Raw genomic sequence first — 23,656 nt, forward strand, 5'->3', positions numbered from 1 at the left:
AGAGGGGGAAAAACGCGCCCCATTTGACCGGGAGCACGAACAATTCCCTCGCCCCGGCCCACTCCCTGGAAGGGAGAGGGGGAAAAACGCGCTCTATTTTGACCGAGTGCACGGACAGTCCCCTCGCCCCGGCCCACTCCCTGGAAGGGAGAGGGGGAAAAACGCGCCCCATTTGACCGGGAGCACGAACAATTCCCTCGCCCCTTTGGGGAGAGGGTTAGGGTGAGGGGAAAGGCCAGCTCAGAAGCAAACACTCACCCTCGATAACAGAGTAAAAAAATAACCACTTTAACTTTATAAAAAATCCGAAGGAAACGTACCCAATGTCAGCTCAAATCAACAACATCCGCCCGGAATTTGATCGTGAAATCGTTGATATCGTCGATTACGTGATGAACTACGAAATCAGCTCCAGAGTGGCCTACGACACCGCCCATTACTGCCTGCTCGACACCCTCGGCTGCGGTCTGGAAGCTCTCGAATACCCGGCCTGTAAAAAACTGCTGGGGCCAATTGTCCCCGGCACCGTCGTACCTAACGGCGTGCGCGTCCCCGGAACTCAGTTTCAGCTCGACCCCGTCCAGGCGGCATTTAACATCGGCGCAATGATCCGCTGGCTCGATTTCAACGATACCTGGCTGGCGGCGGAGTGGGGCCATCCTTCCGACAACCTCGGCGGCATTCTGGCAACGGCGGACTGGCTTTCGCGCAACGCGGTCGCCAGCGGTAAAGCGCCATTGACCATGAAACAGGTGCTGACCGCAATGATCAAAGCCCATGAGATTCAGGGCTGCATCGCGCTGGAAAACTCCTTTAACCGCGTCGGCCTCGACCACGTTCTGTTAGTGAAAGTGGCTTCCACCGCCGTGGTCGCCGAAATGCTCGGCCTGACCCGCGAGGAAATCCTCAACGCCGTTTCGCTGGCGTGGGTGGACGGTCAGTCGCTGCGCACCTACCGTCATGCGCCGAACACCGGCACACGTAAATCCTGGGCAGCAGGTGATGCCACATCCCGCGCGGTACGTCTGGCGCTGATGGCGAAAACCGGCGAAATGGGTTACCCATCAGCCCTGACCGCGCCGGTGTGGGGCTTCTATGACGTCTGCTTTAAAGGCGAGTCGTTCCGCTTCCAGCGCCCGTATGGTTCCTACGTCATGGAAAATGTGCTGTTCAAAATCTCCTTCCCGGCGGAGTTCCACTCCCAGACGGCAGTTGAAGCGGCGATGACGCTCTATGAGCAGATGCAGGCAGCAGGCAAAACGGCGGCTGATATCGAAAAAGTGACCATTCGTACCCACGAAGCCTGTATTCGCATCATTGACAAAAAAGGGCCGCTCAATAACCCGGCAGACCGCGATCACTGCATTCAGTACATGGTGGCGATCCCGCTGCTGTTCGGGCGTTTAACGGCGGCAGATTACGAAGACAAGGTTGCGCAAGATAAACGTATCGACGCCCTGCGCGAGAAGATCAATTGCTTTGAAGATCCGGCGTTTACCGCTGACTACCACGACCCGGAAAAACGCGCCATCGCCAATGCCATAACCCTTGAGTTCACCGACGGCACGCGATTTGAAGAAGTGGTGGTGGAGTACCCAATTGGTCATGCCCGTCGCCGTCAGGATGGCATTCCGAAACTGGTCGATAAATTCAAAATCAACCTCGCGCGCCAGTTCCCGACTCGCCAGCAGCAGCGCATTCTGGACGTTTCTCTCGACAGAACTCGCCTCGAACAGATGCCGGTCAATGAGTATCTCGACCTGTACGTCATTTAAGCAAACAGCGGTAAGGCGTAAGTTCAACAGGAGAGCATTATGTCTTTTAGCGAATTTTATCAGCGTTCGATTAACGAACCGGAGCAGTTCTGGGCTGAGCAGGCTCAGCGTATTGACTGGCAGACGCCCTTTACGCAAACGCTCGATCACAGCAACCCGCCATTTGCCCGTTGGTTTTGTGAGGGGCGAACCAACTTGTGCCACAACGCCATCGACCGCTGGCTGGAGAAACAGCCAGAGGCGCTGGCATTGATTGCCGTCTCTTCGGAGACAGAAGAAGAGCGCACCTTTACCTTTCGCCAGTTGTATGACGAAGTGAACGCGGCGGCGTCCATGCTGCGCTCGCTGGGTGTGCAGCGTGGCGATCGGGTGCTGGTGTATATGCCGATGATTGCCGAAGCGCATATTACGTTGCTGGCCTGCGCGCGCATTGGCGCTATTCACTCGGTGGTGTTTGGTGGATTTGCCTCGCACAGCGTGGCGGCGCGGATTGATGATGCTAAACCGGTGCTGATTGTCTCGGCTGATGCCGGAGCGCGCGGTGGCAAAATCATTCCCTATAAAAAATTGCTCGACGATGCGATAAGTCAGGCGCAGCACCAGCCACGCCATGTTTTGCTGGTGGATCGCGGGCTGGCGAAAATGGCGCGCGTCAGCGGGCGGGATGTCGATTTCGCGTCGTTGCGCCATCAACACATCGGCGCGCGGGTGCCGGTGGCGTGGCTGGAATCCAACGAAACCTCCTGCATTCTCTACACCTCCGGCACGACCGGCAAACCTAAAGGCGTGCAGCGTGACGTCGGCGGTTATGCGGTGGCGCTGGCGACCTCGATGGAAACCATTTTTGGCGGCAAAGCGGGCGGCGTGTTCTTTTGCGCGTCGGATATCGGCTGGGTGGTGGGGCATTCGTATATCGTCTACGCGCCGCTGCTGGCGGGGATGGCGACCATTGTTTACGAAGGATTGCCGACATGGCCTGACTGCGGCGTGTGGTGGAAAATCGTCGAGAAATATCAGGTGAGCCGGATGTTCTCAGCGCCGACCGCCATTCGCGTGCTGAAAAAATTCCCTACTGCTGAAATTCGCAAACACGATCTCTCGTCGCTGGAAGTGCTCTATCTGGCGGGGGAGCCGCTGGACGAGCCGACCGCCAGTTGGGTGAGCAATACGCTGGATGTGCCGGTCATCGACAACTACTGGCAGACTGAATCCGGCTGGCCGATTATGGCGATTGCTCGCGGTCTGGACGACAGACCGACGCGTCTGGGAAGCCCCGGCGTGCCAATGTATGGCTATAACGTGCAGTTGCTCAATGAAGTCACCGGTGAACCGTGCGGCGTCAATGAGAAAGGGATGCTGGTGGTGGAAGGGCCATTGCCGCCGGGGTGTATTCAGACCATCTGGGGCGACGACGACCGCTTTGTGAAGACGTACTGGTCGTTGTTTTCCCGTCCGGTGTACGCCACTTTTGACTGGGGTATCCGCGACGGTGACGGTTATCACTTTATTCTCGGGCGTACCGACGATGTGATTAACGTTGCCGGGCATCGGCTGGGGACGCGCGAGATCGAAGAGAGTATTTCCAGTCATCCGGGCGTTGCCGAAGTAGCGGTGGTAGGGGTAAAAGATGCGCTGAAAGGGCAGGTGGCGGTGGCGTTTGTCATTCCGAAAGAGAGCGACAGTCTGGAAGATCGTGATGTGGCGCATTCGCAAGAGAAGGCGATTATGGCGCTGGTGGACAGCCAGATTGGCAACTTTGGCCGCCCGGCGCACGTCTGGTTTGTCTCGCAATTGCCAAAAACGCGATCCGGAAAAATGCTGCGCCGTACGATCCAGGCAATTTGCGAAGGACGCGATCCTGGGGATCTGACGACCATTGATGATCCAGCGTCGCTGGATCAGATCCGCCAGGCGATGGAAGAGTAGGTTATTGTCGGATGCGTCGCGTGGCGCATCCAGCAGTTGTGCTTAGATGCCTGATGCGACGCTTACGCGTCTTATCATGCCTACGAGCCTGTGCCCGATCGGTAGGTCGGATAAGGCGCTCGCGCCGCATCCGACAGCCGTGCTTAGATGCCTGATGCGACGCTTACGCGTCTTATCATGCCTACAGGCCTGAACCGTAGATAATTTTTCCCCCACCTTTTCACACTCATTCATATAAAAAATATATTCCACCACGGAAACGATTGCTTTTTATTTTCAGATGAATAGAATGCGGCGGATTTTTTGGGTTTCAAACAGCAAACGGAGGAATTTCGTGTCGCAAGATAACAACTTTAGCCAGGGGCCAGTCCCGCAGTCGGCGCGCAAAGGGGTATTGGCATTGACGTTCGTCATGCTGGGGTTAACCTTCTTTTCCGCCAGTATGTGGACCGGCGGCACTCTCGGAACCGGTCTTAGCTATCATGATTTCTTCCTCGCAGTTCTCATCGGCAATCTTCTCCTCGGTATTTACACTTCATTTCTTGGTTACATTGGCGCAAAAACCGGCCTGACCACCCATCTTCTTGCTCGCTTCTCGTTTGGTGTTAAAGGCTCATGGCTGCCTTCACTGCTGCTGGGCGGCACCCAGGTTGGCTGGTTTGGCGTTGGCGTGGCGATGTTTGCTATTCCGGTGGGCAAGGCTACCGGGCTGGATATTAATTTGCTGATTGCCGTCTCCGGTTTACTGATGACCGTCACCGTCTTCTTTGGCATTTCGGCGCTGACGGTTCTGTCTGTAATTGCGGTTCCGGCGATCGCCTGCCTTGGCGGTTATTCCGTGTGGCTGGCCGTTAACGGCATGGGCGGCCTGGACGCATTAAAAGCGGTCGTTCCCGCACAACCGTTAGATTTCAATGTCGCGCTGGCGCTGGTTGTGGGGTCATTTATCAGCGCGGGCACGCTCACCGCTGACTTTGTCCGGTTTGGTCGCAATGCCAGACTGGCGGTGTTGGTGGCGATGGTGGCCTTTTTCCTCGGCAACTCGTTGATGTTTATTTTCGGTGCAGCGGGAGCTGCGGCGCTGGGGATGGCGGATATCTCTGATGTAATGATTGCTCAGGGTCTGCTGCTGCCTGCGATTGTGGTGCTGGGACTGAATATCTGGACCACCAACGATAACGCGCTGTATGCGTCGGGCTTAGGTTTCGCCAACATTACCGGTATGTCGAGCAAAACCCTTTCGGTGATTAACGGTATTATCGGTACGGTCTGCGCATTATGGCTGTATAACAATTTTGTCGGCTGGCTGACTTTCCTTTCGGCAGCTATTCCTCCGGTTGGCGGCGTGATCATCGCCGACTATCTGATGAACCGTCGCCGCTATGAGCACTTTGCGACCACGCGTATGATGAGTGTCAATTGGGTGGCGATTCTGGCGGTCGCCTTGGGGATTGCTGCAGGCCACTGGTTACCGGGAATTGTTCCGGTCAACGCGGTATTAGGTGGCGCGCTGAGCTATCTGATCCTTAACCCGATTTTAAATCGTAAAACGACAGCAGCAATGACGCATGTGGAGGCTAACAGTGTCGAATAACGCTTTACAAACCATTATTAATGCCCGGTTGCCCGGTAAAGAGGGGCTGTGGCAGATTCATCTGCAGGACGGAAAAATCAGCGCCATTGATGCGCAATCCGGCGTGATGCCCGTATCTGAAAACAGCCTGGATGCCGAACAAGGTTTAGTTTTACCGCCGTTTGTGGAGCCGCATATTCACCTGGACACCACGCAAACCGCAGGGCAACCGAACTGGAATCAGTCCGGCACGCTGTTTGAAGGCATTGAACGCTGGGCCGAGCGCAAAGCGTTATTAACCCATGACGATGTGAAACAACGCGCCTGGCAAACGCTGAAATGGCAGATTGCCAACGGCATTCAGCATGTGCGTACCCATGTCGATGTTTCGGACGCAACGCTGACTGCGCTAAAAGCGATGCTGGAAGTGAAGCAGGAAGTCGCGCCGTGGATTGATCTGCAAATCGTCGCCTTCCCGCAGGAAGGGATTTTGTCGTATCCCAACGGTGAAGCGTTGCTGGAAGAGGCGTTACGCTTAGGGGCAGACGTTGTTGGGGCTATTCCGCATTTTGAATTTACCCGCGAATACGGCGTGGAGTCGCTACATAAAACCTTCGCCCTGGCGCAAAAATACGACCGTCTGATCGACGTTCACTGTGATGAGATCGATGACGAACAGTCGCGCTTTGTCGAAACCGTTGCTGCCCTGGCGCACCGTGAAGGCATGGGCGCGCGAGTCACCGCCAGCCACACCACGGCAATGCACTCCTATAACGGGGCGTATACCTCGCGCCTGTTCCGCTTGCTGAAAATGTCCGGTATTAACTTTGTCGCCAACCCGTTGGTCAATATTCATCTGCAAGGGCGTTTCGATACGTATCCAAAACGTCGCGGCATCACGCGCGTTAAAGAGATGCTGGAGTCCGGCATTAACGTCTGCTTTGGTCACGATGATGTCTTCGATCCGTGGTATCCGCTGGGAACGGCGAATATGCTGCAAGTGCTGCATATGGGGCTACATGTTTGCCAGCTGATGGGCTACGGGCAGATTAACGATGGCCTGAATTTAATCACCCACCACAGCGCCAGGACGTTGAATTTGCAGGATTACGGCATTGCCGCCGGAAACAGCTCCAACCTGATTATCCTGCCGGCTGAAAATGGATTTGATGCGCTGCGCCGTCAGGTTCCGGTGCGCTATTCAGTACGTGGCGGTAAGGTGATTGCCTGCACGCAACCGGCACAAACCACCGTATATCTGGAGCAGCCAGAAGCCATCGATTACAAACGGTGATTGCCTGGGTTACAGCGAGCGTAGTTTATGCCGGATGCGACGTGAACGCCTTGCACTAAACTCGTAGATACTGATAAGCGTAGCGTATCATGCAATTCCAGCCACTGACCTGTGTCAGTGGCTACCGTGATTCATTCCCGCCAACAACCGCGTATTCATCCAACGCCATGTGCAAAAATGCCTTCGCGGCGGCTGTCTGCCAGCTATTTTTCCGCCGCAACAAAACCGCCGTTCTCTCCAGTAGTGGCGGGGCAAGAGAAATAGCTTTAAGCCCGTCATGTTGTGTGGCAATCGCTGCTGGTAACAATGTGGAAAGGGAAGTGCGGCGAATCAGCTCCAGAACCGCGCTAATTGAGTTCGCCTCAATGACCACCTGTGGATGTAACCCCGCTTTCTCGCAGTAGTGGTCAATTTGCTCTCTGGTGGCAAATTCCGCGCTGAGCAGCACCAGTTTTTCATCATGCAAGCGACTCAGTTCTACCTGTTCATGCTCAGCCAGCGGATGATGTTGCGCCACCACCAACGCTAAACTTTCTGTCAGTAAAGGAATTGCCTCCAGCTCCGGTGAATGCACAGGCGCGAAAGCAATCCCAACGTCCAGCGCGTCGCGGCAAAGCAGATCTTCGATTTTCTCCTGCGACATTTCCTGTAGCCGGAGCGTGATGCCGGGGTAACGCGTATAGAAATCCGCCATTAAGGGGCCGATAAAGTAGCTCGTAAAGGTGGGGGTGACGGCGATACGCAGCGATCCTCGCGTCAGATCGGCAACATCATGAATTGCCCGTTTACCCGCTCCCAGTTCCTGTAATGCCCGGCTGGCGTACTGTCGCCAGACTTCCCCCGCATCGGTGAGACGTATTGTTCGCCCGCTACGGTCAAACAGCGGCACACCCAGACTCTCCTCTAACTGGCGAATCTGCTGGGAAAGCGCAGGCTGGGAGACGTGCAACGCACTGGCGGCACGGGTGAAGCTGCCATGTTCAGCCACGGCAAGAAAATAATTGATATGTCGAGAGAGCATTTGCCGACCTATAAGTAAATCCAATAGAACTCATCATAAATGAGTCTTTTACCTTATGGCAATCGGCGAGTAGTCTGCCTCTCATTCCAGAGACAGACAGAGGATTAACGGTGAAAGAGATTATTGACGGATTCCTTAAATTCCAGCGCGAAGCATTTCCTGAGCGGGAAGCCTTGTTTAAAAAGCTGGCGACACAACAAAGTCCGCGCACACTTTTTATTTCCTGCTCCGATAGCCGTCTGGTTCCTGAGCTGGTGACGCAACGTGAACCCGGCGATCTGTTCGTTATTCGCAACGCGGGCAATATCGTCCCTTCTTACGGGCCAGAACCCGGTGGTGTTTCGGCTTCGGTGGAATATGCCGTTGCTGCGCTTCGGGTATCCGACATTGTGATTTGTGGTCATTCAAACTGTGGCGCGATGACCGCCATTGCCAGCTGTCAGTGCATGGATCATATGCCCGCCGTCTCCCACTGGTTGCGTTATGCCGATTCTGCCCGCGTCGTTAATGAGGCGCGCCCGCATCGCGATTTACCGTCCAAAGCTGCGGCGATGGTGCGTGAAAACGTCATTGCTCAGTTGGCTAATTTGCAAACGCATCCATCGGTGCGCCTGGCGCTCGAAGAGGGGCGGATAGCCCTGCATGGCTGGGTCTACGACATTGAAAGCGGCAGCATCGCAGCCTTTGACGGCGCAACCCGCCAGTTCGTGCCACTGGCAACCAATCCCGGCGTTTGTGCCATACCGCTACGCCAGCAAGCTGCAGCGTAACCATACTTTTAATCCATCAGGAGATTTACCATGATTCAGTCGCAAATTAACCGCAATATTCGTCTTGATCTTGCCGATGCTATTTTGCTCAGCAAAGCTAAAAAAGATCTCTCATTTGCCGAGCTTGCCGACGGCACCGGTCTGGCAGAAGCCTTCGTGACCGCTGCTTTGCTGGGGCAGCAGGCGCTTCCTGCCGACGCTGCCCGTCTGGTTGGGGCGAAACTGGATCTCGACGAAGACGCCATTCTACTGTTGCAGATGATTCCGCTGCGTGGCTGCATTGATGACCGTGTTCCAACCGACCCAACGATGTACCGTTTCTATGAAATGTTGCAGGTTTACGGCACCACTCTGAAAGCGTTGGTTCATGAGAAGTTTGGCGATGGGATCATCAGCGCGATTAACTTCAAACTCGACGTCAAGAAGGTGGCGGATCCGGAAGGTGGCGAACGCGCGGTCATCACTTTAGATGGCAAATATCTGCCGACCAAACCGTTCTGACAGCCATGCGCGACCATCAAAAGACGTTCACAATGCTGCTGGTTCTGGTGCTGATTGGTCTTAATATGCGACCACTGCTCACCTCCGTCGGACCACTGCTACCGCAGTTGCGTCAGGCGAGTGGAATGAGCTTTAGCGTGGCAGCCCTGTTGACGGCTCTGCCGGTGGTCACCATGGGCGGGCTGGCGCTGGCCGGAAGCTGGCTTCATCAGCATGTCAGCGAACGTCGCAGCGTCGCCATCAGCCTGGTGCTGATTGCCGTCGGTGCATTGATGCGTGAGCTTTACCCTCAAAGTGCGCTGCTGCTCAGCAGCGCACTGCTCGGTGGGGTGGGAATCGGCATCATTCAGGCGGTGATGCCTTCGGTGATTAAACGGCAGTTTCAGCAGCGCACGCCACTGGTGATGGGGCTGTGGTCTGCGGCATTAATGGGCGGTGGTGGACTTGGTGCTGCCCTGACGCCCTGGTTAGTCCAACACAGTGAAACCTGGTATCAAACACTCGCCTGGTGGGCGCTGCCTGCCGCTGTTGCGCTCTTTGCCTGGTGGTGGCAGAGCAATCACCAGGCCTCTTCATCTCATAACACGACAATCACTCCGGTTCGTGTGGTATTCACTCCTCGTGCCTGGACGCTGGGGCTTTACTTCGGTCTGATTAACGGCGGTTACGCCAGCCTGATTGCCTGGTTACCCGCCTTCTATATTGAGATTGGTGCCAGCGCGCAGTACAGCGGCTCCTTGCTGGCGTTGATGACGCTTGGGCAAGCTGTGGGGGCGTTACTGATGCCTGCCATGGCTCGCCATCAGGATCGGCGCAAACTTTTGATGCTGGCACTGGCGTTACAACTGGTTGGTTTCTGTGGCTTTATCTGGCTGCCACTGCAATTGCCGGTATTGTGGGCGATGGTGTGTGGTTTAGGTCTGGGCGGCGCGTTTCCGCTCTGTTTGCTGCTGGCTCTCGACCACTCTCCACAACCGACTATTGCTGGCAAGCTGGTGGCGTTTATGCAGGGGATCGGCTTTATCATCGCCGGGCTTTCCCCCTGGTTTTCTGGCGTGCTGCGTAGTATCAGCGGCAATTACCTGATGGACTGGGTGTTTCATGCGCTGTGCGTTGTTGGGCTGATGATCATAACCCTGCGATTTGCACCGGCACGTTTTCCGCAGCTGTGGGTCAAAGAGGCATGAGGCGACGCTTGTTTCGCCAGATGATGGAAAATGTCGGATGTGCCCAGTGGCGCATCCGACATTTGTTCCATCGCTTTGTTCATGCCGGATGCGGCGTGAACGCCTTATCCGGCTTACGTAGAGCACTGAACTTGCAGGCCTGATAAGCGTAGCGCATCAGGCAATTTTGCTTTTGTCATCAGTCTCATAATCTTTGAAATAATAGTGCTTATCCCGGTCGTTTATTTCGCGAATAACCCGACAGGGAACGCCCGCAGCTACGACGTTTGGCGGAATGTCTTTTGTGACGACACTACCCGCGCCAATAACCGAATTTTCCCCGATGGTGACGCCTGGATTAATGACCACATGACTCCCAATCCAGACATTATTGCCAATCGTTATCGGAAAAGAGTACATCTCTCCGTTTTTTCTTAATTCATGGTGTACAGGGTGCCCGGTAACGGAAAGAGTAACGTTGGGTGCAATCAGTACGTTATCACCGATCGTTACCGTGTAATCATCGACGATGGTTAAATTGAAATTTGCATAAAAATTGCGGCCTATATGGATGTTGGAACCGTAAGAGAAATAGACAGGCGGTTCTATCCAGGCATTTTCCCCTACCGTGGCAAACATTTCATTAATCAGGCTGTCCCTTTTTTCAACTTCCGCTGGATGCGAGTGATTAAACTCATACATTAACGTTTTCCCACGAAGTCTTTTTTCAGGTAAGCCTTCGCACATATCGGTAAATAACTTTCCTGCTTTTATTCTTTCTGTCATCGACATGTTCATTACGATTATTCCGTTCCGATATTGATTGCTTAAGCGACTTCATTCACCTGGCGACGCAGCAGAGAAAGCGGGCCGGGGCCGCTGAGCGTGAACACGGAAATTAAGGTGAAGCCCAGCGCCACCAGACCCAGCACCAGATAAGCGCCCTGGAAACCGATGCTTTCATACATATTGCCCGCCAGAACAGACATAAAAATCATCGCCAGTTGCTTAAAGAAGCAGAAACAGACCAGATAAATCGTCGCTGAAAAACGCACTTCAAACTGGCTGGTAATATATTTAAAGCAGCCCACCAGCAGGAACGGTACTTCAAACATATGCAGCGTTTTTAGAATAACCACCTCCAGTGCCGAGGTGGCGAACGATGAGCCAATAATACGTACTGACATAATGGTGCCAGCCAGCAGCAGGGCGTTTTTCCCGCCGATGCGATTAATGATCAGTGGCGCAAAGAACATAATCGAAGCGTTAAGTAATTCGCCCATTGTTGTGACATAGCCAAATACCCGCGTACCCTGCTCACCGGTGGCAAAGAACGAAGTAAAGAAATTAGCAAACTGTTGGTCAAAAACATCGTAGGTGCAGGAAACGCCAATAACATACAGCGACAAAAACCACAGTTTGGGTTGTCTGAACAGTTCCAGCGCCAGCTTAAGGCTAAATGCCGAATGGTTGGCTCCTACGGCATTGGCAACCGTGGCGGAAGAAGGGGCATCTGTTTTGGCGAAAAAGAGCAATACAGCGAGGATGAGTGCACAGCCAGAACCCAGCCAGAAAACAAACTGGTTGTTGATGGTGAACATGATGCCGACAATCGAGGCACACAGCGCCCAGCCAACGCAGCCAAACATCCGCGCGCGACCAAATTCGAAATTACTGCGGCGGCTGACCTTCTCGATAAATGCTTCTACTGCTGGCGCACCGGCGTTAAAACAAAAGCCAAGATAAATACCGCCAACAACCGAACCCAATAAAATATTGTATTGTAACAGCGGGCCAAAGATAAAAATAAAGAATGGCGCAAACATCACTAACATGCCGGTAATAATCCATAGCAGATATTTGCGCAGTCCAAGTTTGTCAGAAAGCAAGCCAAACAGCGGTTGGAATAACAGAGAGAACAGAGAAATAGCGGCAAAAATAATACCCGTATCACTTTTGCTGATATGGTTGATGTCATGTAGCCAAATCGGGAAAAACGGGAAGTAGGCTCCCATGATAAAAAAGTAAAAGAAAAAGAATAAGCCGAACATCCAAAAGTTTGTGTTTTTTAGATAGAACATAATGGATTTCCTTACGCGAAATACGGGCAGACATGGCCTGCCCGGTTATTATTATTTTTGACGCCAGACCAACTGGTAATGGTAGCGCCCTGCGCTCAGTTGGTATTCTGCCGACACTGACGGGCTCCAGGAGTCGTCGCCACCAATCCCCATATGGAAACCGTCGATATTCAGCCAGCTGCCTTCTTCCGCGTGCAGCAGATGGCGATGGTTGGTTTCCATCAGTTGTTGTTGGCTGTAGCGGCTGATATTGAACTGGAAGTTGCCGCGCCACTGGTGTGAGCCATAATTCAATTCGCGCGTCCCGCAGCGCAGACCGTTCTCGCTCGGGAAGACGTACGGCGTATACATTTCTGACAATGGCAGATCCCAGCGGTCAAAACAGGCCGCAGTCAGGCGGTCGGGATAGTTTTCTTGCGGCCCCAGCCCCAGCCAGTTAACCCGTTCTGCGACCTGTGCCAGTTGGCAGGTCAGACCAATCCGCGCCGGATGCGGCGTATCGCTTGCCACTTCAACATCCACACTGATGACCATTTCACCGTGTCCATCAATCCGGTAGGTTTTCCGGCTGATAAATAAAGTTTTCCCCTGATGCTGCCACGCATGGACAGTCGTAATCAGCACCGCGTCGGCAAGCGTATCTGCCGTGCACTGCAACAACACCGCTTCTGCCTGGTAATGTCCCGCTGCCTTCCAGCGTTCTACCCAGGCGTTCGGGTCAATACGCGTTGCTTCACTCACGCCAATGTCGTTATCCAGCGGCGCACGGGTGAACTGATCGCGCAGCGGCGTCAGCAGTTGTTTTTCATCGCCAATCCACATCTGTGAAAGAAGACCTGACTGACGGTTAAATTGCCAACGTTTATTACCCAGCCCGATGCAAAAATCCGTTTCGCTGGTGGTCAATTGCGGGGCGGAGTGGGGCGCAGAGGGGAGCGTCACACTGAGGTTTTCCGCCAGACGCCACTGTTGCCAGGCGCTGATGTGTCCGGCGTCTGACCATGCGGTCGCGTTCGGTTGCACTACGTGTACTGTTAGCCAGAGTTGCCCGGCGCTCTCCGGCTGTGGCAGTTCAGGCAATTCAATCAACTGTTTACCTTGCGGGGCGACATTCAGAGGCACTTCGCCACTTGCCAGCGGTTTGCCATCCAGCGCCACCAACCAGTGCAGGATTTCGTTATCGCTATGACGGAACAGGTATTCGCTGTTCACTTCGATGATTCGCCCGGATAAACGGAACTGGAAAAACTGCTGCTGGTGTTTTGCTTCCGTCAGCGCCGGATGCGGCGTGCGATCGGCAAAGACCAGACCGTTCATGCAGAACTGGCGATCGTTTGGCGTATCGCCAAAATCACCGCCGTAGGCCGACCACGGGTTGCCGTTTTCATCATATTTAATCAGTGACTGATCCACCCAGTCCCAGACGAAGCCACCCTGTAAACGAGGGTACTGACGAAACGCCTGCCAGTATTTAGCGAAGCCGCCGAGGCTGTTACCCATCGCGTGGGCGTATTCACAGAGGATCAGCGGGCGCAACTCACCTGGCAGCGAAAGCCATTTTTTGATTGACCATTTCGGTACTGCCGGGAAGGGTTGATCTTCATCCACGCGCGCGTACATCGGGCAAATAATATCGGTTGCAGAGGTGTCGGCTCCGCCGCCTTCATACTGCACCGGACGTGATGGATCGACAGATTTAATCCAGCGATACAGCGCGTCGTGATTAGCGCCGTGGCCTGATTCATTCCCCAGCGACCAGATAATTACGCTCGGGTGATTACGATCGCGCCGCACCATCCGCGTTACGCGTTCGCTCATTGCTGGCAGCCACTGCGGATCATCTGTCAGGCGGTTCATTGGCACCATGCCGTGGGTTTCAATATTAGCTTCATCCACCACATACAGGCCGTAGCGGTCGCACAGCGTGTACCACAGCGGATGGTTCGGATAATGCGAACAGCGCACGGCGTTAAAGTTGTTTTGCTTCATCAGCAGGATATCCTGCACCATCGTCTGCTCATCCATGACCTGACCGTGCAGGGGATGATGCTCGTGACGGTTAACGCCGCGAATCAGCAACGGCTTGCCGTTCAGCAGCAGCAGACCATTTTCAATCCGCACCTGGCGGAAGCCGACATCACAGGCTTCCGCTTCAATCAGCGCGCCGTCAGCGGTGTGCAGTTCAACCACCGCACGGTAAAGATTCGGGGTTTCTGCGCTCCACAACGCCGGATTTTCGACGTTCAGATGTAGCGTGACGCGATCGGCATAACTGCCGCGCTCATCGATAATTTCGCTGCCAAGAGGCGCGGTGCCGCTGGCGACCTGCGTTTCACCCTGCCACAAAGAAACCGTTATCCGCAGATCGTCGCGCAGTTCGCCGCACATCTGAACTTCTGCCTCCAGAACAGCGCGGCTGAAATCGTCATTAAAGTGAGTAGCAACATGGAAATCGCTGATTTGCGTGGTTGGTTTGTGCAGCAACGAGACGTCACGGAAAATGCCGCTCATCCGCCACATATCCTGATCTTCCAGATAACTGCCGTCACTCCAGCGCAACACCATCACCGCGAGGCGGTTTTCTCCGGCACGTAAAAATGCGCTCAGGTCAAATTCAGACGGCAAACGGCTGTCCTGGCCGTAACCGACCCAGCGCCCGTTGCACCACAAATGAAACGCCGAGTTAACCCCATCAAAAATAATCCGCGTCTGACCTTCCTGTAGCCAGCTTTCATCGACATTAAATGTGAGCGAGTAACAGCCTGTCGGATTCTCTGCGGGAACAAACGGCGGGTTGACCGCAATGGGATAGGTTACGTTGGTGTAGATGGGCGCGTCGTAACCGTGCATCTGCCAGTTTGAGGGGACGGGGACTGTATCGGCGTCAGGAAGATCGCACTCCAGCCAGCTTTCCGGCACAGCTTCGGGGGCGGGGAACCAGGCAAATTGCCATTTGCCATTCAGACAGCGCAACTGGCGGGAAGGGCGATTCTCGCGGGCTTCTTCTCTATTTCGCCAGCTGGCGAAAGGGAGATGCGCCGTAAGGCGGTTGAGTTGGGTAACGCCAGGGTTTTCCCAGTCACGACGTTGTAATACGACGGACAGTGAATCCGTAATCATGGTCATTGCTGTATCCTGTGTGAAATTGTTATCCGCTCACAATTTCACACAACATACGAGCCGGAAGCATAGAGTGTAAAGCCTGGGGTGCTTAATGAGTGAGCTGACTCACATTAATTATGTTGCGCTCACTGCCCGGTTTCCAGCCGGGAAATTTGCCGTGCCAGCTGCATTAATGAATCCGCCAACGCGCGGGGAGAGGCGGTTTGCGTATTGGGTGGCAGGGTGGTTTTACGTGTCACCAGTGATACGGGCAATAGCTGATTTCCCTTCACCGCCTGGCCCTGAGAGAGTTGCAGCAAGCGGTCCACGCTGGTTTGCCCCAGCAGGCGAAAATCCTGTTTAATGGTGGTTAACGGTGGGATATAACACGAGCTGTCTTCGGTATCGTCGTATCCCACTACCGAGATATCCGCGCCGACGCGTAGCCCGGACTCGGTAATGGCGCGCATTGCGCCCAGCGCCATCTGATCGTTGGCGACCAGCATCGCAGTGGGAATGATGCCCTCATTCAGCATCTGCATGGTTTGTTGAAAACCGGACATGGCGCTCCAGTCGCCCTCAAGCTCCGCTATTGGCTGTAGTTGATTGCAATCGAGATATTTGTGCCAGCCAGCCAGCCGCAGACGCGCCGAGACAGAACTTAATGGACCCGCTAACAGCGCAATTTGCTGGTGACCCAACGCGACCAGATGCTCCACGCCGAGCCGTGCGCCGTCATCATGGGAAAAAATAATGCTGTTAATGGGGGATTTGTCGGAGACATCAAGAAACAAAACTGGCACGTGACCGCAGGCTGCCTCTACGGCGATGGCATCTTGTTCATCCAGGGGATAGTTGATGATCAGGCCGCTGACGCGCTGTGCGAGAAGATTATGAACCGCCGCTTTACAGGCTTCGACGCCACTGCGTTCCACCATTGATACCACTACGCTGGCACCGAGTTGATCGGCGCGGGATTTAATTGCCGCAACGATTTGTGAAGGCGCATGAAGCGCCAGGTTGGAAGTGGCAACGCCAATCAGCAGCGACTGTTTGCCCGCCAGTTGCTGTGCCACGCGGTTGGGAATGTAATTCAGCTCCGCCATTGCCGCTTCCACTTTTTCCCGCGTTTTCGCAGAAACGTGGCTGGCCTGATTTACCACGCGGGAAACGGTCTGATAAGAGACTCCGGCATACTCGGCGACATCGTATAGCGTTACTGGTTTCACATTCACCATCCTGAATTGACTCTCTTCCGGGCGTTATCATGCCATACCACAGAAGGTTTTGCGCCACCCGGTAGGGCTGTCACCAAAGTGAAATTTAAAATGCTGACGCCAGGTCACAGGAGAGAGAAAGTCCACTTCGATACACTCACTGTATTTACAGGTATACTCGCAAAAATTATTCAGCGGGTTTGGAAATAAAGATGGCAAAACTTACCTTACAAGAGCAGTTGCTCAAAGCAGGATTAGTCACCAGCAAAAAAGCGGCGAAGGTCGAGAGAACGGCGAAAAAATCGCGCGTTCAGGCGCGTGAAGCTCGGGCGGCGGTAGAAGAAAATAAAAAGGCACAGCTTGAGCGTGATAAACAACTTAGTGAACAACAAAAACAAGCGGCATTAGCGAAAGAATATAAAGCTCAGGTGAAGCAGCTTATTGAAATGAACCGTATCACCATTACCAATGGCGATATCGGTTTTAACTTCACCGACGGCAATCTGATTAAGAAAATTTTTGTCGATAAGCTCACGCAAACGCAGTTGATTAATGGTCGTCTGGCGATTGCCCGTTTGGTGATTGACGGCAATAGTGAAGGTGAATATGCCATTATTCCGGCAAGCGTTGCCGACAAAATCGCCCAGCGTGATGCCAGCAGTATTGTGTTGCACAGTGCACTCAGCGCCGAAGAGCAGGATGAAGACGATCCGTATGCCGACTTTAAGGTGCCTGATGATTTGATGTGGTAATTATATGTCCGTCACCATCCGCGAACAGGATGGCGACGGCTTGTTACGTGCGGGATATTAATAACGAATGACGGTGCGAATGGATTTGCCTTCATGCATTAATTCAAAGGCGTCATTAATTTCATCCAGACTCATGGTATGCGTTACAAACGGCTCCAGGTCGATATTACCTTTCATCGCATCTTCAACCATACCCGGCAACTGGGAACGACCTTTCACGCCGCCAAATGCGGAACCTTTCCATACGCGACCGGTGACCAACTGGAATGGACGGGTTGAGATTTCCTGACCAGCGCCAGCCACACCAATGATTATCGACTGACCCCAGCCACGGTGAGCACTTTCCAGCGCCGCGCGCATCACATTGACGTTACCGATGCACTCAAAGGTATGGTCGATACCCCATTTGTTGATATCCAGAAGGACATCTTTAATCGGTTTGTCGTAGTCATTCGGATTAATGCAGTCGGTGGCACCGAAACGACGCGCCAGATCGAATTTCTTCGGATTAGTGTCGATAGCGATAATCCGTCCTGCTTGCGCCTGACGTGCGCCCTGAACCACAGCCAGACCAATCGCCCCAAGACCGAATACAGCAACGGAATCACCAGGTTGTACTTTCGCTGTGTTGTGCACTGCGCCAATACCGGTGGTGACGCCACAGCCCAGCAGGCAGACGTGTTCATGGTTTGCTTCTGGATTAATTTTTGCCAGTGAAACTTCCGCGACCACGGTATATTCACTGAAGGTGGAACAGCCCATGTAGTGATAAAGCGGCTGCCCGTTGTAAGAAAAACGTGTGGTGCCGTCTGGCATCAGACCTTTGCCCTGGGTTTCGCGAACCGCGACACACAGGTTGGTTTTGCCAGAGCGACAGAATTCGCACTCGCCGCACTCTGCGGTGTAAAGCGGGATCACATGGTCGCCAGGTTTAACGCTGGTCACACCTTCACCGACTTCAACCACAACGCCAGCCCCTTCGTGACCGAGAACGACCGGGAATACACCTTCCGGGTCATCGCCGGAGAGGGTAAATGCGTCGGTATGGCAGACGCCGGTATGAGTGACTTTAATCAGCACTTCACCTTTCTTCGGTGGTGCAACGTCAATTTCAACGATTTCCAGTGGTTTACCGGGTGCAAATGCAACGGCAGCACGTGATTTCATATTTCGCTTTTCCTCAATAGGGTAGTGGTTTCAGCTACTTAAGATAGGCTCGAACCAGTTCAATCGTGTCATCAACGGATTGGCTGACTTCGCGGCTGTAGCAGTCATTTCGGTCAAACGTTTCCCGGATATGGCTTTCAAGCACTTCTGCCATCAGCCCGTTAGCCGCGCCCCGAACGGCAGCGATCTGCTGGAGTATGGCACGGCATTCGGCATCACCCTCCAGTGACCGTTCCAGAGCATCAATCTGCCCCCGAATACGACGAACTCGAGTAAGCACCTTTTTCTTCTCTTCCGGAGTACTGGGCATTTCGCACCTCATCTCATCTGTACGCAACATACTATAGGGGGGTATGCTATGTGTCAATGCATACCCCCCTATAGTATATAACACCGGAGAATAAAATTTATCCGATGAATGTGGGTGATGTCTGGAGGAAACGAAGAGGGAAGGAGAGTGTTTGGGCGCTAATCACGTGGGATTGCCGCCCGGATAGCAGGCGGCGGAAGGAATCAGAATTTCCAGGTCAGATTGGCAGCGAATTGCAGGCCGTTATAATCATCGGTTGGCGTGTCATACCATACTTTACCCGCCGTCAGCCCCAGATTAAGTTGCTCAGTCAACGGTTGAATACGTTGTAAACTGGCGCTCTTCATGCTGCCGTGACGCGTCTCTGGCGACCAGTCGTAGGTGTAAGCTCCTGTCCCACGACTAAGCCAAAGTTGAGTATAACCGCCGCCGCGAGGGTCATTCAGACGCATGGAAATCATATTGCTGTAACTGCCGCCCGCATCGCTGGAGTCATAATGGGTATAGCGATAGCTGGTGATCACCGGGCCAGTGTAGAGCGATACACCTCCTTGCCAGGCATCGACTTCAACATCATCGTAATATTTAGTGTAGCGATAACCGGTCGTGAACAGCGTTTTTGGCAGCAGGGCCAGGTTAATATCCTGACGAAAATCCTGGCGAGCAAAGACCGGCGTATTATCCGCAAAGGCAATCCCCGTGCGGGTTGTCAGCCAGTTATTCCATTTGTACCAGACAGCACCCTGACCGCGTGTAGCATTGAAACGTTCAGTCTCATAATCACGACGCCCCTGGGAAAGATTAAAAAGCAGCGTTGCGTTTTCAACTTTTGCCACCAGTTCAGCATACGCTAAATTACGGTTGCCATGATCGCCAGAATAATCGGTAAAATCGTAGCCTGCGGTAATGGAAGTTAACCCGGCATAAGCGGGCAATGTGCTAAAGATTGCCGCTGCTAATAACGTCCGTTTTATCATTTTAATCTCCTGTACGGATAAGCTCTTGCCGGAGTGAATAATTTCCGGTAGGTAAATTGCGTTCTACAATAACGCGCGGGCCAAGTTGCGTGTTTGGCGAAATAATTCGTCCAGGTAAAATAATTACCTGCACGCCAAGACGTGAACGCTGACCAATATAACAACCTAATTTATCGCAGCCGGTAGCGATAATACCCTCTGGGGTGCGAACCGATACTGGCTGTTCATCCAGTCGATGATTACTGGTACGCACCTGTGCGCCCAAATATGCCTGGCTTGCAACAACAGAATCGGCAATAAAACATTGCGGTCCAATCATCGCTTCCGCTTCAATAACTGCATTTTTGATTTCAGTGGCAAAACCAATTTTTACGTCATTGTTGATTACCGTACCGGGGCGAATAAACGCATAATTACCTATCAGGCAGTTTGCACCAATCACTACCGGCCCTTGAATAACCACACCGTGGCAAATACGGGTGTTGGCACCGATAACAACTTCACCGGCACTTTCATCAATAATCACCTGGTCAGCAATCTGAATATTTTTCTCTTTAACATTAAGCTTCAGATAGCTTTTCAGTTCCTGCGACAGAAGGTTGGGAATAAGCGGTTGGCGCTTCCACCAGTGCGGAATAACGGGTGGGTTTGTCGCGCTGAGGTTCGCGTCCAGTAAAAAAGGCAATAAGTCCATAAATAATCCAGATGGCATAAGCTAATAATACATACACAACGGAAAGTGGCGCTAAAGGCACCAACAACCAGCAACGATGAAACCAGGCGCTAAAAGCACCAATAACACAAACTACGCCGACCCAGATAAGCGGAAACATAGCCACTATTACGCCATGTGGCCCGGTGGTAATTAATTCATTAAACCAGGTGGTTAGATAAATCCCAACGCCATAGATCACGACCAACAGCATAGGGAAGATACTGAAGATGCCGAAACGGCTAAATAAAAGCCTTTTATGCAGACGCATACATACCGCATAGCCCACAATCCAACGCCGCCAGCGACGCCACTCCTCACGCGGGTTGTTGCATTCCTGAGGGTATACGATGCAGCGATTCGCCTGACGAATGCGGTAACCATTGGCGACCAACGTCCAGGTGAGGTCGAGATCTTCAACTTTGGTACGATCCGAGAAACCGAATTTACGCAATACATCGGTACGGAACATCCCGCAGGCACCGCTGATAATAAAGGGGGCGCCGCCCAAAAGCTGTTGTAGTGTGCGCTTCATAACGATCATCGGCAGTTTCACAGTAGCGCGAATATGTGGCAGCAAACCTGCGCCTTTTAATGCTGTGGAGGGAATGCCACCTACGGCATCAGCACCACGCTCAATTTCCGCCAACATATAACCCATGCCGTTTTTATCTGGAGGGACGTAAGTATCGGCATCGCTTAAAAAAACCTGGTCACATGTGGCGTAGTTGAGGCCGTTCATTAGAGCGCCGCCTTTGCCGGTATTTTTTTGCGTAACAGCAACAAACCGATCGCCCCATTTGCGTTTCACTTCCGCCATTACCGCTTCGGTATTATCTGTGGAACCGTCGTTAACGCAAATTACCCGACAAAAATAAGGGTTGCGCAGCAGATTTTCCAGCGACTGTGCCAGACAAGGGCCTTCGTTATAGGCAGGAATAATTGCGTCAATACAGCCTTTCTTTTGGCTGGGCTTACGCCTTAACGTACTCAAAAACCATAGCAATATTGCTACGGCCATAAATATAAAGATCCAGGTTTTCATTTAATCTACTCAAAGAATCATTTTATGAATAACAAAGCCTTCACCCAGATCGCTATTGACCTGTTGTCCGCGAAATTGTGCAACAGCACGTAAACGTTCATGACGCATATAATCACGTCGTTCCTGGCTTTTATGTTTTTTTAACGCTGCAAGTTTTACAGTAAAATATTCTTCTTTTACGGATTCAAAAACCTGGGGCATAAATGAAAGCCAGGTGCTTGGAGTTTCATAGCCGAGAATCTGTGGAATAGTACGGCAGGCAACCATTGATGCCTGATAAACTGCCAGATGATCCTGATGGCGGTCAGCATCATGCATGGTATATACCCGTATGATTTCTACATCAGCAGGAATTTGATTTTTAATAATATCTTCCAGGGAGGAAATCATATCATTGAGTTGCAGATGTGTACGGGTGTCTGAAAAATTAAGATGAATAGTTTGCTGACACCCCAACATCTTTAATGCTTCGCGAGATTCTTCATGACGATCGATGATTTCGCTTACACCCGAATCGCCAGCAGTCATGACAACGGCGGCGATATAAAATCCTTTCTGCGCAAGACGAGCAAGCGATGCGCCACAACCTAATTCAATATCGTCAGGATGTGCGCCAATCGCAAGGATACCTTTCCTCTTTTCTGCTGATGAATGCAACGCAGAATTTAAAACCTTATCCAATTCATGACACTCCATTGTAATTATTATGCTGAAAGCGCGACGAATGCAGAGCGGCAATCCTCTGCAACATACTCAGATGTTAAAAATGACACGCGGTAAAAAAGAATAATCCTGAAAACAGGTCAATTAATGCCCGGAGGGCCGTAAGCGGTATAAGTGTGATTTGTGTGCATCATATGTTAAGTATTTGTGTGTTTTGTAAGCGTGATTATATTTTTTACATATTGTATTTAGATGTGATTTAGTTTGTCAATTAATTGCATTTAAAAAATATCTTCTATCAACCATTACTTTTTATATTCGCTTTGTGAATGAATTAGCATGGAAAAGAGATTTTTAAGGTTGCATCATATGAAATTGGAATAATATATCTATTTATTATTGGTTGCCTTGTTGGTGGAGTGATGAAATAAATTTTTATCGTTTGAATTTTTATTCGCATATAAAAGGAAATGTGGCATTTCTTTGTAGGGAAACGATTGGCAAATGCATAACTCATCTATCTTTTGCCGTTTTTTTGCTAAGAATAAAAACATATTGTCCATAATGATTAATTCTTTTATCAAATTATTTTCTCCGCGAATACTGCTCCTATAACAAGACAGGGGAGCAGACAATCATGGCAATTTCATCGCGTAACACACTTCTTGCCGCACTGGCATTCATCACTTTTCAGGCGCAGGCGGTGAACGTCACCGTGGCGTATCAAACCTCCGCCGAACCGGCGAAAGTGGCTCAGGCCGATAACACCTTCGCCAAAGAGAGCGGAGCGACCGTGGACTGGCGTAAGTTTGACAGCGGGGCCAGTATCGTGCGGGCGCTGGCTTCTGGCGACGTGCAAATCGGTAATCTTGGCTCCAGCCCGTTAGCGGTCGCTGCCAGTCAGCAGGTGCCGATTGAAGTCTTTTTGCTGGCGTCAAAATTGGGTAACTCCGAGGCGCTGGTAGTTAAGAAAAACATCAGCAAACCCGAAGATCTCATTGGTAAGCGCATCGCCGTACCGTTTATCTCCACCACGCACTACAGCCTGCTGGCGGCGCTGAAACACTGGGGTATTAAACCCGGGCAAGTGGAGATTGTGAACCTGCAACCGCCAGCAATTATCGCCGCCTGGCAACGGGGAGATATTGATGGTGCTTATGTGTGGGCGCCGGCGGTAAATGCGCTGGAAAAAGACGGCAAGGTGCTGACAGACTCTGAACAGGTCGGGCAGTGGGGCGCACCGACGCTGGACGTTTGGGTAGTGCGGAAAGATTTTGCTGAGAAACATCCTGAGGTGGTGAAAGCGTTCGCTAAAAGCGCCATCGATGCCCAGCAACCGTACATTGCGAATCCGGACGCGTGGCTGAAACAGCCGGAAAACATCAGCAAACTGGCGCGCTTGAGCGGCGTACCGGAAGGTGACGTACCGGGGCTGGTCAAGGGAAATACCTATCTGACGCCGCAGCAGCAAACGGCAGAACTGACCGGAGCGGTGAACAAAGCGATCATCGACACCGCGCAGTTTTTGAAAGAGCAGGGTAAAGTTCCCGCCGTGGCGAATGATTACAGCCAGTACGTTACCTCGCGCTTCGTGCAATAAAAGG

The 23,656-nt window shown here is 52.4% G+C and carries 20 protein-coding genes and 2 pseudogenes; 10 read left to right on the plus strand and 12 right to left on the minus strand.

The genetic code is table 11. The features are described 5' to 3' along the window. Positions 1-323 precede the first annotated feature (323 nt). From prpD to codA, 4 genes are all read left to right on the plus strand, one after another. A complete protein-coding gene (prpD, locus tag HEM79_RS04750; RefSeq protein WP_176243076.1) occupies positions 324-1,775 on the plus strand; it encodes a 2-methylcitrate dehydratase in 1,452 nt (483 codons plus the stop codon). A 39-nt stretch (positions 1,776-1,814) separates the two neighbouring features. Then, complete coding sequence (gene prpE / locus HEM79_RS04755) at positions 1,815-3,701, plus strand: propionate--CoA ligase (RefSeq protein WP_176243075.1); 1,887 nt, start codon at positions 1,815-1,817, stop codon at positions 3,699-3,701. Between the two features lie 334 nt (positions 3,702-4,035). Next, positions 4,036-5,295 (plus strand): cytosine permease, encoded by a 1,260-nt coding sequence (gene codB, locus HEM79_RS04760; protein WP_000076241.1) that lies wholly within the window; start codon positions 4,036-4,038, stop codon positions 5,293-5,295. After that, positions 5,285-6,568, plus strand: a complete 1,284-nt coding sequence (gene codA, locus HEM79_RS04765) for a cytosine/isoguanine deaminase (RefSeq protein ID WP_176243074.1) — start codon at positions 5,285-5,287, stop codon at positions 6,566-6,568. The genes codB and codA overlap by 11 nt, the downstream gene beginning before the upstream one ends. A 121-nt stretch (positions 6,569-6,689) precedes the next feature. On the opposite strand, the gene cynR is transcribed toward codA, so the two are convergent. Beyond that, complete coding sequence (gene cynR, locus HEM79_RS04770; protein ID WP_176243079.1) at positions 6,690-7,589, minus strand: transcriptional regulator CynR; 900 nt, start codon at positions 7,587-7,589, stop codon at positions 6,690-6,692. Between the two features lie 110 nt (positions 7,590-7,699). Between cynR and cynT the strand changes: the two genes are divergently transcribed. The 3 genes from cynT to cynX are packed head-to-tail and all read left to right on the plus strand — an operon-like array spanning position 7,700 to position 10,047. After that, positions 7,700-8,359 carry a carbonic anhydrase CynT gene (gene cynT / locus HEM79_RS04775; RefSeq protein ID WP_000658632.1) on the plus strand — a complete coding sequence of 220 codons (660 nt, stop codon included), beginning with the start codon at positions 7,700-7,702 and terminating at the stop codon, positions 8,357-8,359. Positions 8,360-8,389: 30 nt separating this feature from the next. Beyond that, positions 8,390-8,860, plus strand: a complete 471-nt coding sequence (gene cynS / locus HEM79_RS04780; protein ID WP_016231598.1) for a cyanase — start codon at positions 8,390-8,392, stop codon at positions 8,858-8,860. A 5-nt stretch (positions 8,861-8,865) separates the two neighbouring features. Beyond that, positions 8,866-10,047, plus strand: a complete 1,182-nt coding sequence (gene cynX / locus HEM79_RS04785) for a cyanate transporter CynX (RefSeq protein WP_176243073.1) — start codon at positions 8,866-8,868, stop codon at positions 10,045-10,047. Between the two features lie 156 nt (positions 10,048-10,203). Here the strand turns inward: cynX and lacA are convergent, their stop codons facing one another. From lacA to HEM79_RS04810, 5 genes and pseudogenes are all read right to left on the minus strand, one after another. Further along, positions 10,204-10,824 carry a galactoside O-acetyltransferase gene (gene lacA, locus HEM79_RS04790; RefSeq protein ID WP_176243072.1) on the minus strand — a complete coding sequence of 207 codons (621 nt, stop codon included), beginning with the start codon at positions 10,822-10,824 and terminating at the stop codon, positions 10,204-10,206. A 29-nt stretch (positions 10,825-10,853) separates the two neighbouring features. Next, the gene (lacY, locus tag HEM79_RS04795; protein ID WP_000499563.1) at positions 10,854-12,107 is read right to left on the minus strand and encodes a lactose permease; all 1,254 of its coding nucleotides are present in this window, start codon (positions 12,105-12,107) and stop codon (positions 10,854-10,856) included. A 51-nt stretch (positions 12,108-12,158) separates the two neighbouring features. Next, a complete protein-coding gene (gene lacZ, locus HEM79_RS04800) occupies positions 12,159-15,233 on the minus strand; it encodes a beta-galactosidase (RefSeq protein WP_176243071.1) in 3,075 nt (1,024 codons plus the stop codon). A 122-nt stretch (positions 15,234-15,355) separates the two neighbouring features. After that, positions 15,356-16,447, minus strand: coding sequence for a DNA-binding transcriptional repressor LacI (gene lacI, locus HEM79_RS04805; protein ID WP_176243070.1), 1,092 nt, complete (start codon positions 16,445-16,447; stop codon positions 15,356-15,358). A 27-nt stretch (positions 16,448-16,474) separates the two neighbouring features. Further along, positions 16,475-16,576 (minus strand): annotated as a pseudogene (locus HEM79_RS04810) (GlxA family transcriptional regulator); the annotation flags it as partial. A gap of 62 nt (positions 16,577-16,638) precedes the next feature. Here HEM79_RS04810 and HEM79_RS04815 point away from each other — a divergent pair. Beyond that, positions 16,639-17,178, plus strand: coding sequence for a DUF2058 domain-containing protein (locus HEM79_RS04815; protein ID WP_176243069.1), 540 nt, complete (start codon positions 16,639-16,641; stop codon positions 17,176-17,178). Between the two features lie 57 nt (positions 17,179-17,235). Here HEM79_RS04815 and frmA read toward each other — a convergent pair whose 3' ends face one another. The 5 genes from frmA to HEM79_RS04840 all read right to left on the minus strand — a co-directional run bounded on the left by frmA (position 17,236) and on the right by HEM79_RS04840 (position 21,389). Further along, positions 17,236-18,345 carry an S-(hydroxymethyl)glutathione dehydrogenase gene (gene frmA, locus HEM79_RS04820; RefSeq protein WP_176243068.1) on the minus strand — a complete coding sequence of 370 codons (1,110 nt, stop codon included), beginning with the start codon at positions 18,343-18,345 and terminating at the stop codon, positions 17,236-17,238. A 34-nt stretch (positions 18,346-18,379) separates the two neighbouring features. Further along, positions 18,380-18,655 carry a formaldehyde-responsive transcriptional repressor FrmR gene (gene frmR, locus HEM79_RS04825; RefSeq protein ID WP_001141271.1) on the minus strand — a complete coding sequence of 92 codons (276 nt, stop codon included), beginning with the start codon at positions 18,653-18,655 and terminating at the stop codon, positions 18,380-18,382. A 203-nt stretch (positions 18,656-18,858) separates the two neighbouring features. Continuing rightward, positions 18,859-19,632 (minus strand): YaiO family outer membrane beta-barrel protein, encoded by a 774-nt coding sequence (locus HEM79_RS04830; protein WP_021550317.1) that lies wholly within the window; start codon positions 19,630-19,632, stop codon positions 18,859-18,861. A gap of 1 nt (position 19,633) precedes the next feature. Next, complete coding sequence (locus tag HEM79_RS04835; protein WP_237709596.1) at positions 19,634-20,227, minus strand: acetyltransferase; 594 nt, start codon at positions 20,225-20,227, stop codon at positions 19,634-19,636. Further along, the gene (locus tag HEM79_RS04840) at positions 20,193-21,389 is read right to left on the minus strand and encodes a glycosyltransferase (protein WP_021550318.1); all 1,197 of its coding nucleotides are present in this window, start codon (positions 21,387-21,389) and stop codon (positions 20,193-20,195) included. The genes HEM79_RS04835 and HEM79_RS04840 overlap by 35 nt, the downstream gene beginning before the upstream one ends. 24 nt (positions 21,390-21,413) lie before the next feature. Here HEM79_RS04840 and HEM79_RS23150 point away from each other — a divergent pair, with 24 nt between their 5' ends. Continuing rightward, positions 21,414-21,482 carry a hypothetical protein gene (locus HEM79_RS23150; protein ID WP_420842033.1) on the plus strand — a complete coding sequence of 23 codons (69 nt, stop codon included), beginning with the start codon at positions 21,414-21,416 and terminating at the stop codon, positions 21,480-21,482. Between the two features lie 177 nt (positions 21,483-21,659). On the opposite strand, the pseudogene HEM79_RS23155 reads toward HEM79_RS23150, so the two are convergent. Beyond that, positions 21,660-22,085, minus strand: a pseudogene (locus tag HEM79_RS23155) (PIG-L deacetylase family protein); the annotation flags it as partial. 604 nt (positions 22,086-22,689) lie between these two features. On the opposite strand from HEM79_RS23155, the gene tauA reads away from it, so the two are divergent. Further along, on the plus strand, positions 22,690-23,652 hold the full coding sequence (gene tauA, locus HEM79_RS04850; RefSeq protein ID WP_001018421.1) for a taurine ABC transporter substrate-binding protein: 963 nt from the start codon (positions 22,690-22,692) through the stop codon (positions 23,650-23,652). Positions 23,653-23,656 lie beyond the last annotated feature (4 nt).

This window comes from Escherichia sp. 93.0816 (assembly GCF_013368855.2).
In the GTDB taxonomy this organism is placed as follows: Bacteria; Pseudomonadota; Gammaproteobacteria; order Enterobacterales; family Enterobacteriaceae; genus Escherichia; species Escherichia ruysiae.